The 13773-nt window shown below is 60.6% G+C and carries 9 protein-coding genes, 1 pseudogene and 1 CRISPR repeat array; of the genes and pseudogenes, 3 read left to right on the top strand and 7 right to left on the bottom strand.

The genetic code is table 11. The features are described from left to right. Together IRZ31_RS14930 and IRZ31_RS14925 are read left to right on the top strand one after the other, a co-directional pair. Positions 1-1455, top strand: a pseudogene (locus tag IRZ31_RS14930) (hypothetical protein); the annotation flags it as partial. 186 nt (positions 1456-1641) lie between these two features. Then, positions 1642-5028, top strand: a complete 3387-nt coding sequence (locus IRZ31_RS14925) for a DUF499 domain-containing protein (protein ID WP_297155008.1) — start codon at positions 1642-1644, stop codon at positions 5026-5028. Positions 5029-5446: 418 nt separating this feature from the next. Here the strand turns inward: IRZ31_RS14925 and IRZ31_RS14920 are convergent, their stop codons facing one another. The 7 genes from IRZ31_RS14920 to IRZ31_RS14890 form a co-directional block, all read right to left on the bottom strand. Beyond that, the gene (locus IRZ31_RS14920) at positions 5447-5902 is read right to left on the bottom strand and encodes a hypothetical protein (protein WP_297155006.1); all 456 of its coding nucleotides are present in this window, start codon (positions 5900-5902) and stop codon (positions 5447-5449) included. Beyond that, positions 5899-7128, bottom strand: coding sequence for a helix-turn-helix transcriptional regulator (locus IRZ31_RS14915; RefSeq protein ID WP_297155004.1), 1230 nt, complete (start codon positions 7126-7128; stop codon positions 5899-5901). Before IRZ31_RS14915 ends, IRZ31_RS14920 begins: the two co-directional genes overlap by 4 nt. 304 nt (positions 7129-7432) lie before the next feature. Beyond that, the gene (locus tag IRZ31_RS14910) at positions 7433-8608 is read right to left on the bottom strand and encodes a tetratricopeptide repeat protein (RefSeq protein WP_297155002.1); all 1176 of its coding nucleotides are present in this window, start codon (positions 8606-8608) and stop codon (positions 7433-7435) included. Between the two features lie 169 nt (positions 8609-8777). Next, on the bottom strand, positions 8778-9062 hold the full coding sequence (locus IRZ31_RS14905) for a hypothetical protein (RefSeq protein ID WP_297155000.1): 285 nt from the start codon (positions 9060-9062) through the stop codon (positions 8778-8780). Between the two features lie 342 nt (positions 9063-9404). Beyond that, positions 9405-10309: a CRISPR direct-repeat array (repeat unit 37 nt; unit sequence GTCAGAACACCGCTCAAGCCCGTTTAGGGATTGAAAC). Between the two features lie 421 nt (positions 10310-10730). After that, positions 10731-11396, bottom strand: a complete 666-nt coding sequence (locus IRZ31_RS14900) for a helix-turn-helix transcriptional regulator (protein ID WP_297154998.1) — start codon at positions 11394-11396, stop codon at positions 10731-10733. Positions 11397-12025: 629 nt separating this feature from the next. Continuing rightward, a complete protein-coding gene (locus tag IRZ31_RS14895; RefSeq protein ID WP_297154996.1) occupies positions 12026-12871 on the bottom strand; it encodes a GntR family transcriptional regulator in 846 nt (281 codons plus the stop codon). Beyond that, complete coding sequence (locus IRZ31_RS14890) at positions 12868-13011, bottom strand: hypothetical protein (protein ID WP_189362077.1); 144 nt, start codon at positions 13009-13011, stop codon at positions 12868-12870. The genes IRZ31_RS14895 and IRZ31_RS14890 overlap by 4 nt, the downstream gene beginning before the upstream one ends. Positions 13012-13287: 276 nt before the next feature. Here IRZ31_RS14890 and IRZ31_RS14885 point away from each other — a divergent pair. Next, positions 13288-13773: response regulator transcription factor (locus IRZ31_RS14885; protein ID WP_297154994.1), on the top strand; the 486-nt coding region annotated here is incomplete at its 3' end.

Genomic DNA, 13773 nt, shown 5'->3' with positions numbered 1-13773 from the left:
ATAGAGTGGCTGGCCCGCTACCTTGAGCATGCTCTGGCAGCCTGCCGGCATAGCCCGACTGCGCCACGCATTCTGCGGCATTCCGCTACCCAGGTAAGCATAGAGCCGGTCGACCTCATCGTCACCGACCCGCCCTACTACGATGCCATCCCCTACGCCGATCTGATGGACTTCTTCTACGTCTGGCTGCGGCGCAGCCTGCACGGCCTCAGCCCTGAGATCGACGCCGTGTTCGCCGCGCCCCTCTCACCCAAATGGGATTACGACCAGAACGACGGCGAGCTGATCGACGACGCCAGCCGCTTCGGCGGCGACAGCCAGCGCTCGCGCGCCGCCTACGAGGACGGCATGTTCCGCGCCTTCCAGGCCAGCTATCGCGCCCTGCGGCCCGATGGGCGCCTGGTCATCGTCTTCGCCCACAAGCAGCCCGAAGCCTGGGAGACCCTTGTCTCGGCCCTCATCCGCGCCGGCTTTGTCGTCGTCGCCTCCTGGCCTATCCAGACCGAAATGAGCAACCGCACGCGCGCCCTCGCCTCCGCCGCTCTGGCCTCCTCCATCTGGCTGGTCTGTCGCCGGCGGCCCGAGAGCGCCCGGCCCGGCTGGGATAAAACCGTCCTCAACGAGATGCGCCAGAACATCACCAGCCGTCTGCATCACTTCTGGGACGCCGGCATTCGCGGCCCCGACTTCATCTGGGCCGCCACCGGTCCGGCTCTGGAGATCTACAGCCGCTACCCCGTTGTCAAAAAGGCCAACGAGCCGGGAAAGCTCATGAGCGTCAGCGAATTCCTGCGCCAGGTCCGGCGCATCGTCGTCGACTTCATGGTCGGGCGCGTCCTCAGCCAGAGCGGCGAGAGCATCAGCGAGCTGGACGATGTCACCGCCTACTACCTGCTGCACCGCTACAGCTTCGGCTTCAAGGCCGTCCCAAGCGGCACCTGCATTCTCTACGCCATCTCCTGCGGCCTCAGCGATCGCGACCTGGTGCAGCGCTACGACCTGCTCAGCCGCGGCGGTAACCTGAGCCAGCCGAACGGCAATGGCCGTCACAACGGAACTGCTCCCGTGGACGACGAGGCCCTGCCCGAGGAAGAGGCGGACGACGACAGCGAAAGCGAAGCGAGCAATAGCAGTCTGCGCCTCAAAAGCTGGCAGCAGCGCCGTCAGCCGCACCTGGGCCAGAGCGTCAGTGGCCGAGACGGTGAGCCGCCCCCGCTCATCGATCAGGTTCATCACCTCATGCATCTCTGGAAGACCGGCGACGTCCGTCCCGTCAACGACTATCTCGACCGTCAGATGCTCGATCACAAGCCGCTCTTCCGCTCGCTGCTGCAGGCCCTCATCGAGCTGGCCCCCGAGGGCAGTGAAGAGCGCTCGCTGCTAGAGAGCATCAGCAATCATCTTGCCATGCGCAAAGGCTTGCCGAGCCTGCGTCTGCCGTTCAGCCAGGTCTGAGCCTCCAGCGCTGCACATGGGAAGCCTGGCCCTGGCCTGAAGGCCGTCTATCCAGTCCGCTTTCATCCCTACATGGGGCAATTCAGGTCAGGCGCAGGCGCCAGCGAGGCAGTCCAGCACAGCGACAGTGATCAGTCTCATCCAGCAAGCTAGTGAGCAGGAAGGAAGGGAGAGAGGAGATCGATCATGAGCACCGGCACCCCTAAATGGCGCCCCTGGCATGAGATCGTCCGCCTGCGCGACGAGCTGCTGAGCGGCGATCTCAGCCTGGCCAGTTTCGCCGCCGATCTCTACGACGTCGTCATGCAGCGAGGCAACTCGCTCTACCGCGAGCCAGACGAATTCTTCTCCTTGACCTACCCGACGGCAAACATGCGCCGCCTGGCGCGCGAGGTCATGCAGCGCCTGGCCGGGCGCAGCGACCGCGCCGTCTACCAGCTTGAGCTGTACTATGGCGGGGGCAAGACCCATACCCTCATCACCCTCTACCACCTGGCTCGTCGGCCCGAGCGGCTCCCCAAGCTGCCCGCCGTCGATGAGTTTCTGGCCGCCATCAGCCTGAGCGCCCTGCCGCGGGCGCGCATCGCCGTCCTGGCCTTCGACAAGCTTGACCCCGAGAAGGGGCTAGAAATCCCGGGGCCTGGCGGAGAGCGACGCCTGCTGCGTCATCCCTGGAGCATCCTCGCCTATCAACTGGCCGGCAGCGAGGGGCTGCGCCTGATCCACAGCGACGGCCAGGACGCCGAGCGTGAGACGCCGCCGGCGGAGGAGCTGCTCACTCAGCTGCTCTCTCTGCCAGCGCGTCAGGGCGATGCCACCCTTGTCCTCATGGACGAAGTGCTCATCTACGTCCGCGAGAAAGTGAGCCTCGACTCCGTCTGGCGCTGGCGCATGAGCGACTTTTTCCAGTACCTGACGCAGGCTGCCAACAAAGTTCCGACCTGTGCCGTGGTCGTCTCACTGCTGGCCAGCGATCCGCGCAAGCGCGACGAGCTGGGGCGCGAGCTGAGCAACGAGCTGCAAGAGATTCTCGGGCGCCAGCGTGAACCGGTTTTTCAGCCCGTCGAAAAAGATGACGTCGCCGAGGTGCTGCGCCGGCGCTTCTTCACGCCTGACTCCATCCGCAATCGCGACCTCTTTCGTTCCCAGGCCATCTTTGCCGTCAATGGGATCGCCTCACTGGTCGAAGAGGTAGCACGCCAGCGCCACCAGCTGGAAGAGCGCGTTGCCGCCAGCTATCCCTTCCATCCCGACCTGATCGACCTCTTCTACGGCAAATGGACCGACCTGCAGAGCTTTCAGGGGACCCGCGGCACCCTGCGCAACTTTGCCCTGGCCCTGCGCGACGCTGCCCGTTGGGACGCCTGTCCGCTGGTCTCCGTCAACGCCTTTCTTGGTCCACCCAATAGCGCCGCCCTCTCGGAGGTCGCCCTGGAGCTAGCCACCACCGCCGAAAACGAGTCCTACGAGGGCCGGCGCCAGGCCTGGAGCGCCATCCTGGAGAGCGAGCTAGCGAAGGCGCGTCAGATCCAGCGTGACTTTCCCGCGCTGCGCTTCCGCGAGATCGAGCAGGCGGTCTTTGCCACCTTCCTGCACTCGCAGCCGGTCGGCAGAAGCGCCAACCTGCATGAGCTGCTGCGCCTCATCGGCCAGATGAGTCCCGATCGCATCGCCCTGGTGGAGGCATTGAAGCGCTGGACCGAGGTTTCCTGGTTCCTGGATGAGAGCACCTGGCGTGAGCGGGAGGCCCTGGAGGAGCAAGGCCAGCCCCTGCCGAAGGTCTGGCGCCTGGGGGCCAGGCCCAACCTGCGCCAGATGCACCATGACGCCTGCCAGAACATCAGTCCCGAGGCCATCGAGAGCTACCTGCGGCAAGAGATCGAGAGCTGTTCCTATCTTGCCCCGTCCAGGGCCAGCTACCCGCCCTCGGTGCATATCCACAAGCTCCCCCGAGAGCCGCGCGACGTTGACGACGATGGCGATCTGCGCCTGGTTATCCTGGGACCCGAGGGGGCCTGTCGTCCCGAGCGTCCCTCGGAGCTGGCCCTGCGCTTCCTCAACGAGAAAAGCGGCCCCGAGGCGCCGCGCGTCTACCGCAACGCCATCATCGTGGTGGCCCCCCATTCACGCGGGCTGGATGGCGCACGCGAGGCCATCCGCAGCTATCTGGGCTGGTGCGACGTTGAGGAGCGACTGAAGCGCGAAGAGCAGGAGATCGATAGCAATCGTCAGGTGCTGCTGGAGCGCGAGAAGAAAGAGAGTGAGGTGCGCCTCAAGGAGCTGGTGCGCGAGAGCTACTGTATTGTGGTGGCTTTCTCGGCCAGCAACGTAGCGGAGGCGTTCCAGATCAAGCCTGGGAGCAATCTTTACGCCTCGCTCAGGGCCGATGAGCGTGTGCGCCTCTCCGAGCAGCCGATCGAGGCGGAGGCCCTGCTGCCGGGTGGCCCTTACGAGCTGTGGCGAGAGGGAGAGACGGCGCGGCGCTACAAGGACCTGCTGGATGCCTTCGCCCAGTTTGTGCATCTGCCGCGCATCGTCGATCGCAATGCGATCAAGCAGACGCTGATCAATGGTTGTCTGCAGGGGCAGTTTGTCTTTCGCCAGCCGCGGCCCGATCGCAGCTATCGCACTTGCTGGCGTCAGCGCCCTGATGAGGAGGTGCTGCGCGATCCAGCGCTAGAGGTGGTCCTTGCGGAGGAGGCCAGCCTGACCTCGCTGGCGCCCGAGCTGTTGCAGCCTGGGGCTTTGCCAGGCCTGTGGGAGGGGGACGAGCTGCCGCTGAGTCGGCTCTACGCCTACTTTGCCGGCGGTCATGTTGTTGAAGAGCAGCGCGATGGCTACAGTGAAACGCTGATCATTCCGCGCGCTGAGTCGGCTGCGATCAGGCAGGCGGTACGGGAGGCAGTGCGCGGGCGACAGCTCTGGCTGCTGAGCGGGCGCAGTAGCTTTTTGGGCGAAGAGGTGGCCGACGATGTGCTGAGCGAGCAGGCGCGTTTGCGGCGTCCGCGGGACCCGCTGGCGGCCAGTGAGATTCTGCCGGAGAACCTGCCGGCGGCCTGGCAGGGTGAGCAGACGACGGCGCGGGCGATCGCCGATGCGCTGGCTGAGCGTTTTGGGGTGCCACTGCCCTGGCTGAGCGTGCAGGCCGCCATTGAGGATGCTTTTCAGCAGCGCCTCTTAGAGCGCAGCCTTGACTCTGGTCCCTGGCCCTGTGACTATGCTGGGGCGCGAGCGGTTAAGATTCTGGTTGTGCACCCGGAGGCGGTGCATGCCGGACTGCAGAGCACGCTCATGGGGGCGGCGAGCGCGAGCACTCTCCGCGAGCGGCCTCTGACTTATGCGCCGCTGGTGCGGGCCGAGGCTCCGGTTGACAGTGGGGTGATTCAGAGCCTGGCTGAGGTATTGCCTGAGCTGTTGAAGATCTGTGGAGACCATAATCTGAATCTGCGCTTTCAGCTGGCTATTGAGGTTGAGCCGGCCAGCCGTGTGACTGGCGAGGTGTTGGAACGGCTGAATGCTCTGCTGGGGAGCGAGGTTTCGCCTGAGCTGACGTTTCGACCGCCGTCAGGGTGAAGTGAGCGGCAGGATCTTGTTGTCCGCTGCGCTGCATCTTGGGCGAGCGCTGGGCATCGCGCCCAGCGCTTTGCTGTTCAATATCCTCGCGCGGATCGACTCCCCAGCAACCGACGCCAGCAGAGCAGGGGCGGAGACACTTCTCACCTATCTTAGACTGATCGCAGTCCCGTTTTTGGCTTTTGAGAGCCTCCTGTCTTCTCACTCCCCTTTCAACAATCTAGCGACTCACACAACCTTGCTCGAAACTCGCCCTGGTGGCTTGTAGCACACTGGTCTCAAGAAGGAGCAGATAACTCTTTCTTCCCAAGGCAACAAAAGACGCAGCATTCCGACCTCACGCGCTCAGACGATGGCCCCACAAAAAAACAGGAGCGTGCTTGAAACGGCGTCCGCGCGCTCCCGTTACGGTTGCTTCCTAGCTGCTCGGATGATCATCCTGTAGTGCTGCCTGCTCCTGGTTCGGAGGAGTCAGCTCAGTCTCAGTACCCATAAGCGCATACGTCTGCTCAAAGATCTCGCGATCCACTGGCCAGCTCCCTTCCTCAGAGATGACCAGATAGTCGCCCGCCTTTCCTTGCATGCCATCGATCACGAACGCCTCCGGTAGGGCCGCCGCCCAGACCGTATCAGTGCGCTGATAGAGCGCAAAGCCCTCTTCGTCTGCCGGCGTCAGCTGGCGATAGCGCCGCTCCAGGGTGCGGCGCCAGATCGGCCACTCACCTTTCGCGTCGCGCGCCAGATAGTCGCCCGGGCTGAAACGCAGCAGGCCCTCGGGCGCTTGGATCAGTCCCCCACGCTCCTGATAATCTTGCTCTGTCAGCACACGCGCCCTCGTGGGGGCCACTTTCCGGTAGCGTCGAAAGAGGATCATACTTCTTCCTCTGACTGCTTTTTACATTTGTTCTCCTCTTGTAGCTCTTCTACCCATTGTTTGATAGCCTGCACAGTAGGGAAACGTTGGCGTAGCTCTTCAGCCAAGCGGCGCGCTCGACTTTGCATCTGAGGCGACTCCAGCTCCCTGGCCCGTGTCGCAAACAGGCGGCCCTCGGCCAGGCTGCCCTCCACCTCTCGGCACATCATCAGTGCTCTAGCCCAATCAACACGAATCCAGGCTTCCAGGCGGTGATTCCCATCACGCTGGATCTGGTCGCTAATGGTACGCTGCAGTGCCAGCGTTTTCTCTGGTTGTCCCAGCTCAAGCCAGCCAAAGCTTTCCTCCGCGAGAATGCCGCTGAGGGGATGATAGACAAAATCGGTCCCATCTCCATACGAAGATGGAGCCAGCCTCAGAGCCGTCCCAATAGCGCGCTCGAAACGAGAGCAGTCCCCTATAGCGCTATAGACGCGCGCGAGATAGGCATGTACATATGCTGCCACAGATCGGCTGGACTGAAAACTATAATCACGTGCCCCTTCTAAATGCTGAAGAGCCTCTTGCATTGTCGCAGACCATGATGAAGCATGCGCCTGCCGTTGAAAATAAGCTGCGCGATGGTACTCGATCCCGCTCCCTACTAGCGCATGAGCCAGCCAGGTAGCTTCTCCCAACTGTTCAGCTACCCTACGCATCTCGCGGAAACAGGTCAGTGCCTGTTCATACCGCTCATATCCTATCAAGACCACAGCATCGATAATGAGGCTCTGAGCGTAGAGTCGCAAGAAACGCTGCTCCTGGCGAGCCGCTGGAGGTTGATGTTCTTTGATGAATGCAAAGAGCTGATGCACCGCTCTGGCATCGGCGGCAGCCACTGGGAGCGGCACACGGCGGTAGATGGCTTCAAACCTCTGAATGGTATATTCAGCCAAATCCAGTGTTTGATCGAGCAGACATCTGCCACGGGGATGCCAGGTCGGATCTTGAGGATCGAAATCGGATAAGCCCAATTGCCAGGGTTCAAGACCAAGGAGATCACAGAGTCCGCGCTTAGTGCGCTCACTCCGCACAGATTTTTTGCCTGCCTCGACCATCTGGACGAATCCCAGACTGACGCCGACTCCTCCATCATCTCGCGGCCAACATGCAGCCAGCTCAGCCTGGGTCATTCGCAGCCGCTGACGAGCCTGTTTGATCAAGCTGCCATAGTGGAATGCGCTCACACGACTGCTCCTTCTTCAAAAACTTGACAGACCTACCGCATGGTTTAGCCGTTGTCCTATCTCAATCCGTCAAAGACATCACCTGCTAGAGTGTTCTCTGCCGCCTTGTAATAAGGTACACTCTCTTATAAGAAGTGGCTGCTGATAGTTAAATTATAGATCATTTCTCTAATGATCGCAATATTACACAAGCAATAGAGGTACCAACACCTCCTTTGCAGAAGGGAGGGATGAAACTCTGATCCTGACTGCGCATGGCCCTGAAGCAGGTGCGCGTCGTGTCCATTGGCGATGAGAAGTCGGCCTAGTGCCGATCGTCGCTGGCCAAGCCATAGTGATCTTCGGCCACGCTCTCGGCTGGCAGGCTGCAAGCCAATTCCTCCAGCTCTTCCGAGAGCAAGCGCACACTGGCTGTCTCGTAGCGTTCCAGCAGGCGCTTGTGTCGAAAAGCCCGGCTAATCATGTGCGGTGATCCCAATGCCAGACTGTGCTGCAGAAAGTCGCGCAGCTCCTGGACACTGGCCTCAACTTCGCCCAACAACAGCCAGGCCCGGGCCCAGTCGAGCGGAATCCAGGCCCGCAGCCAGCTATTGCGCTCAGCCGCAATCTGCTGCAACAGGCGCGGTTTAAGCGCCAGCGCCTGCCGCGGCTGCTGCAGGTCGAGCAGCCCATAGCTCTGCTCCGCCAGCACCCCGCTGAGTGGCTGAAAGACAAAGGCTTCTCCCTGCTCAGCGCCATAGGCCGAACTGGCCAGGCACAGCGCCCGCTCGATCGCGCGCCCGAAATGCCGCTCGTCATGAACGCTGGCATAGGCCCGCGCCAGATAGGCGCTCACCAGGCGTTCAACAGCCCGGCTCGCGCGCGTGGCCAGTCGGCTGGCCGCCTCCAGGGCCTCCACCGCTTCCGGGAGCCGATTTGCTCGCTCCAGTTCGGTCCCGATCCCCATCAGAGCAATGGCCAGCGTATCCGGCTCACCGAGCTGCTGGGCCGTCGCGTACATCCGCTGGAAATGGGCCAGGGCCTGCGGATAGCGCTTCTGCTCGACCGCCAGCACGGCCTCCAGCCGCTCGACCTGGGCCGCCAGACGCAGAAAGCGCGGCTCACCCAGAGCACGATAGCGCTCAATGAGCATCCTCGGCAGGGCCACAGCCTGCTCAATGACTGGCAAAGGGGCCGAGCGTCGCACCTGCCAGGCATGGCAGATGAGCTGCTCCAAAAGGGCGAGCAGGTGCGGCCCGCTGAGGGCCCCGGTATCGGGATCATATTCGTCCAGGCCAAATAGCCAGAGAGGAATGCCCAGCAAAGCGCTAAGGCGACGCAGGACCTGGGGATCGCGCAGGCGGCGCTGACCGGCCTCGACTTCCTGTACGTAGCGCACCGAGACGCCACAGCCTGGCCCATGCCACTGCGCTGCTAGCTCCGCCTGCGTCAGGCCACAGCGCTCACGATAGGTTTTGATCAGACGACCGGGATGATCCATCGGCTTCCTCCTTTCAGGAACCATCATACTACATGGGCGCCTGAGCAGGAGAAACGAATCAACAGGTTCGTGTTGCCTGGTACTCGTCTGATATAAGCTAGGGGACAGGATAAGTACCGACTGAAGATCGTAAGGCCATGATGAAGATTGGCTAACAGTGGATACCAGTCTAATGAGCCAGCGCCTCTTGTACCATATCAACACCGTAGAGATGAAAAAGCACCTGGAGCAGACGCATGCGTGACGTCGGATGCCACAGGCGAGGCTCGAAGAGCGCGGCCACTACCTCAGCAAGCTCACAGGAGATGCTGGTGACCTGCAGCGCCTCATCACGATCGCGCGCGCTAATGAGCCAGCGCTCCTTGACAGCAGCAAAGGGCAACGCTAGCTTGATCAATATAAAGACGTCAACCGAGAGCGTTGGATATTCCACATTCAATGACAGTGCTTTCATCTCCTCAACGGCCTCAGCGGGCAGGCCAAACTCTTCTTCCAGGCCGCGATAAGCGGCGTCGCGGACTCCGATCTGCCTCTACCAGAGCATCTCGCGCAGCCGCCGTCAACCTTTCCCGACGCGGTCCCTCTTGCTGCCGTTCCTGCCGCTCCTGCCGTTCGCTTCGAGGATCTCGGCTCCCGGCATTTCACGCAGCGATCCTCGAATGGCTTTTGAAGCCGTCTGAAGGCCACAGTGCCTGGCATCATTGCCGCAGAAAAGCGGTCACTGATGACCGTTTTTCTGGGATCATCGAAAAGGCTTGACGGAGGCCGCTCCAGATGCTATCTTAGAAGGGGTACCGTCAGAACACCGCTCAAGCCCGTTTAGGGATTGAAACTCAACCGTGTCCTGGTGCACCAGCAAGGGAAGGAAGTCAGAACACCGCTCAAGCCCGTTTAGGGATTGAAACGAACCCTACCCACTCGACCCCCTGAGCCGGCGAGAGTCAGAACACCGCTCAAGCCCGTTTAGGGATTGAAACTCGTGGCCGAGGGTATACCGCAGTGAAGCAAACCGTGTCAGAACACCGCTCAAGCCCGTTTAGGGATTGAAACTTGCACCTGCAGTGTCTTCCCACGCCAAATGACCCGGTCAGAACACCGCTCAAGCCCGTTTAGGGATTGAAACAGCAGACCGACCAGGCTCATGCTACTCTGCTGCTAATGTCAGAACACCGCTCAAGCCCGTTTAGGGATTGAAACAACCATGAGCGAGGAGCCAAACATTGAGGTCTGTTTCGTCAGAACACCGCTCAAGCCCGTTTAGGGATTGAAACCACTAGGTCAGTGTTTGCATCCCGACGCCTCTACAGGTCAGAACACCGCTCAAGCCCGTTTAGGGATTGAAACGGGATACCGCAGACTCGCAACCGCTCCAGCAACTGGGTCAGAACACCGCTCAAGCCCGTTTAGGGATTGAAACTGTAGCTGTTCAATGCAAGGTATGTCGGGGCGACATAAGTCAGAACACCGCTCAAGCCCGTTTAGGGATTGAAACGAAGGCCACAGCCGCTGAACGATGAATCCGGCTTGTCAGAACACCGCTCAAGCCCGTTTAGGGATTGAAACGAAGGCCGCTCGTGCCTCCGACCAGTTGGTCAAAACACCGCTCAAGCCCGTTTAGGGATTGAAACTGCCACCAGTCGGGGCGATAGATGCTCGCCCCGGGCGTCAAAACACCGCTCAAGGCTGTACCAGCACCAGACGCTCATCTTGCGTTTGAAGTAGACATTGAATGCTCACCGGCGCCGGAATCAAGGCCGCGTTGCCGTAGGAAAAGCGAGCGTACAAAGCAGCGCTGCCGTACTTTTCACGAATACTAAGCGAGCGACCATCATGAGAGGATAGCAGTGGTTCATCAAGGACCGGAAGCAATGCCGCATAGTCGTTGAAACGGAGCGGGGCCAGGACAAGCTTTAAGCAATCAAGGTCACTCCAGGCGGGCGTCATCGCGACCAGCTGATAGTGAGGGGCATTGAGAGCATGCTCATCTAGTACCGTCTGTTGCTTGGTCAGGATAGCAGCCAGATCATCAGGAAGGGGCCACGGCTTCGCTAGCGTCGTAATTTGTATTTGTCTCCTTTCCCATCCTTTGAAGCCTTCACTTGCGCTGAGGACAATACAATCGTCAACAGCAAATCGTTCGACGCCTGCCTGCTCCATTAGCCAGCGGGCTTTCTCCGAGGCCAAGGGCAAAGAGACCAGGGGCCGATAAGATCTTTGATTGCTCATGAAGGGGAAGCCTGTCAGTTTGCATATTCAGGCCCTGATCTGGCTGGCTCCGGGTCAGTTGCTGTTCCAGCTCTTCAAGCAGCGCGCGATAGCGAGCGGCCTTTCGACGCAGCTGCAGGCTCGCCTGCTCTGCCTGCTGGACTGCTGGCTCACGCATCCATGCCTCCAGTTGTCTCAATACTCGCTCCACCTCCTCCCTGCTCTGCTCCAGATCCTCCCAGGACAGCAGGCGAGCGCTCTTAGTATTAGACGATGCTGGTGGCCAGAGACCCAGTTTGATCAGCTCTTCAAAGCCAAGCAAGCCAGGGTCAATCGAAGCCAGCGAGAGTACGCGATCCCGCTCGCTGGCAGCACTACAGAGCACAAGCGCCAGCGCAATGAGAAGCATACGGTTTTTGCCACGCGCAGGAAGAGGCATCTGGCCATTCTCCAAACGGCAGAGTGTACTCTTGCTGCTGCCTACTAAGCTGGCTAACGTTTCCAGAGAAAGACCGATCCGAGCACGCAGGCTTGCAACAAACAGCCCCAAATCACGTGCCTGCTGCACGCTTCCCTTCATCATGGCCAATCCTCCCGATCTTCGTCAGTCTAAGATGAGTCGATGTTTCTGCTATTTCAAGAAGATGATTGCTTTCCCATTTTTCCCAGCTACACTATCTTCAGACGTGAGCCCCGCGACCAGGGGGAACAGAGGCTAGCAAGGAGCAATCACAAGTGATCCTTGTGCTATTGAGCATATATTGAGTGTAAAGGAAAATCAATCCATGCACAAGAGTGACCGAAGCTATTCTACAATATAAGATGAGCTGCTCCAAAAAGGCGAGCAGGTGCGGCCCACTGAGGGCCCCGGACCTGGGTAGTGGGATCATATTCGTCGAGGCCCAATAGCCAGACCGGCTTCCTCCTTTCAGGAACCATCATACTACATGGGCGCCTGAGCAGGAGAGACGAACCAACAGGTTCGTGTTGCCTGGTACTCGTCTGATATAAGCTAGGGGACAGGATAAGTACCGACTGAAGATCGTAAGGCCATGATGAAGATTGGCTAACAGCGGATACCAGAAGGAGGAGATAGCGGCGCAAAGACGACCACGAGATCAGCGCCTAGACCAACAATGGGGCCAGGGTAACGACCGCCCGAGGACTCCAGGTCTGTGAGCCTTCCCAGTCTCTTCCCTGAGCCCCGCTCGGCTAACGTTCCTGTTCCCGGAAAGGTTCGGGAACGTCTTCAGGGGAGAGAGGAAACGAATACTGCAGGCGATAGAGATCAGCGCGGTTGGTCAGAAAATCGACGCTCAGCGGCTCGCCGGAACGGTCAAAGACGCGCCGCGTCAGTTTGAGCAGAGGACAGGGGTCATTTGGCGAGAGACCAAAGATGACCCGTTCCAGACTGCTGGCGTGCACAACATCCACCGCTTCTGTGCACCAGGAGGGCTGCTTGCCCAGGCGCCGCATCAGCAGGTAGAGGTCACAGTCCGGGGCCTCCAGCTCAGGCAACAGCTCGGCCATCCAGAACGGTAGATAGGTCTCACTCAGGGCCATGAGCGTCTCGGCATCGAGCCATTGCCGCTGGCGGTAGATGATCGCCTTCTCGCCCGGGGAGAGGGCCAGCAATCTGGCGACTTCCTCATCGGCGTAGACCACCCTGATCTCTTCGACCTCGATACGCAGCTGCTGCCCCTGGCGTCGCAGGTCGCTGACAAAGTCCCCCTGGCGGGTCGATAGCAGGCGCGTACGCCTATCCAGTGCAGCGACATGATACTCATCCTGGGCGGCATTGTAGGGCCAGCGATGCTCTTTGATGGGCACAATCTTGATCAGCCCCTCGCTGGCCAGGCGCAGCAGGATGAGCTGCACGCTGGTATTATTAAGCTGGTAGCGTTCGGCGATGGCACGCGGCACAAGCTGCTGACCGGGCTGGTAGGCACCGCGGAGTATCTGCTCTCGCAGGTCGAGATAGGCCTGATCGGTTTTGCTACTCGCACGCAGTCGCGGCGGCTGACTGCGTAGCAACTGCTCGGGTGTCGGTCCTCTCACGCTCGCTGCTCCATGAGGCTCAGAAGATGCTGAAGCTGCTGACTCAGCTGCTCGATGGTGCGCTCCAGGATTGCCCGTCCGCGTTCCTGGCGCGCCTGCTGAGGAGCGCCGATGACGCCACTGGTGCTCAGGGCACGCACACCCAGCACCTGCAGCGCGGCCTGATTCCTCCTTGCTTAGTATATCGTAAACAGGCAAGGCTCTGATAACCAGAATCAGCAGCCCGGCCCCTTGGCAGCGGACCTGATACCTGCTACACTTGTCACTGGATCTGATTATCATAATCAAATTAGAAAAAGAAGAGCAACGGGGAGGAAGAGAGAAGCCAGAGAGCTGGCTGAGGCTCGTCAAACTGCTATCCTCCATGTCAGCGATCCCTTGTGTTTGACAGCGTGGTTCGGGAAGAAAGGAGAGTCATGATGCATAGTACATGCCCAGCAGCGCCTACCATCCTTATCGTTGACGATTCGCCGGTCTGCCGCACCGTCCTGCGCATAGCCCTCAGTCGCGCCGGCTACCACGTCCAGACCTGCTGCGACGGCCTCAGCGCCCTCTCCACCCTCGCTCACCTCGCCTCCAAGGCCGCCGCTCCCGATCTGCTCATCCTCGACTGGCTCCTGCCCCACCTCTCCGGCCTCCAGCTCGCCTCTCTGCTGCGCCACCAGACCCGCTTTCCCCAGTTGAACCATCTGCCCATTCTGATGCTGAGCTGCCGTCACGGCGCCCTCGACCGCCTCAAGGCCCGCCTGGCCGGCGCCTCCGCCTTCCTCCCCAAACCCTTCACCATCGCCGACCTGCTCGCCATTGTCCGCGCCCTCCTATCCTCTTCGTCTGGTCCACTCCTCACCTCGCTCTCTCCCCCGCCTGCGCTTCCCCCGGTCCCTACCGCCCAGTCCCTGCCG

Source organism: Thermogemmatispora sp., assembly GCF_019683635.1.
Classification (GTDB): domain Bacteria; phylum Chloroflexota; class Ktedonobacteria; order Ktedonobacterales; family Ktedonobacteraceae; genus Thermogemmatispora.
Note: the sequence above shows the minus strand (reverse complement) of the source record. Positions and strands in the feature narration are given on the sequence as shown.

Excerpts from the sequence above, each read along its gene's own strand:
- IRZ31_RS14925 (WP_297155008.1), top strand. The coding sequence starts at position 1,642 with ATGAGCACCGGCACCCCTAAATGGCGCCCCTGGCATGAGATCGTCCGC.
- IRZ31_RS14920 (WP_297155006.1), bottom strand. The coding sequence starts at position 5,902 with ATGATCCTCTTTCGACGCTACCGGAAAGTGGCCCCCACGAGGGCGCGT.
- IRZ31_RS14910 (WP_297155002.1), bottom strand. The coding sequence starts at position 8,608 with ATGGATCATCCCGGTCGTCTGATCAAAACCTATCGTGAGCGCTGTGGC.
- IRZ31_RS14905 (WP_297155000.1), bottom strand. The coding sequence starts at position 9,062 with ATGAAAGCACTGTCATTGAATGTGGAATATCCAACGCTCTCGGTTGAC.
- IRZ31_RS14900 (WP_297154998.1), bottom strand. The coding sequence starts at position 11,396 with ATGATGAAGGGAAGCGTGCAGCAGGCACGTGATTTGGGGCTGTTTGTT.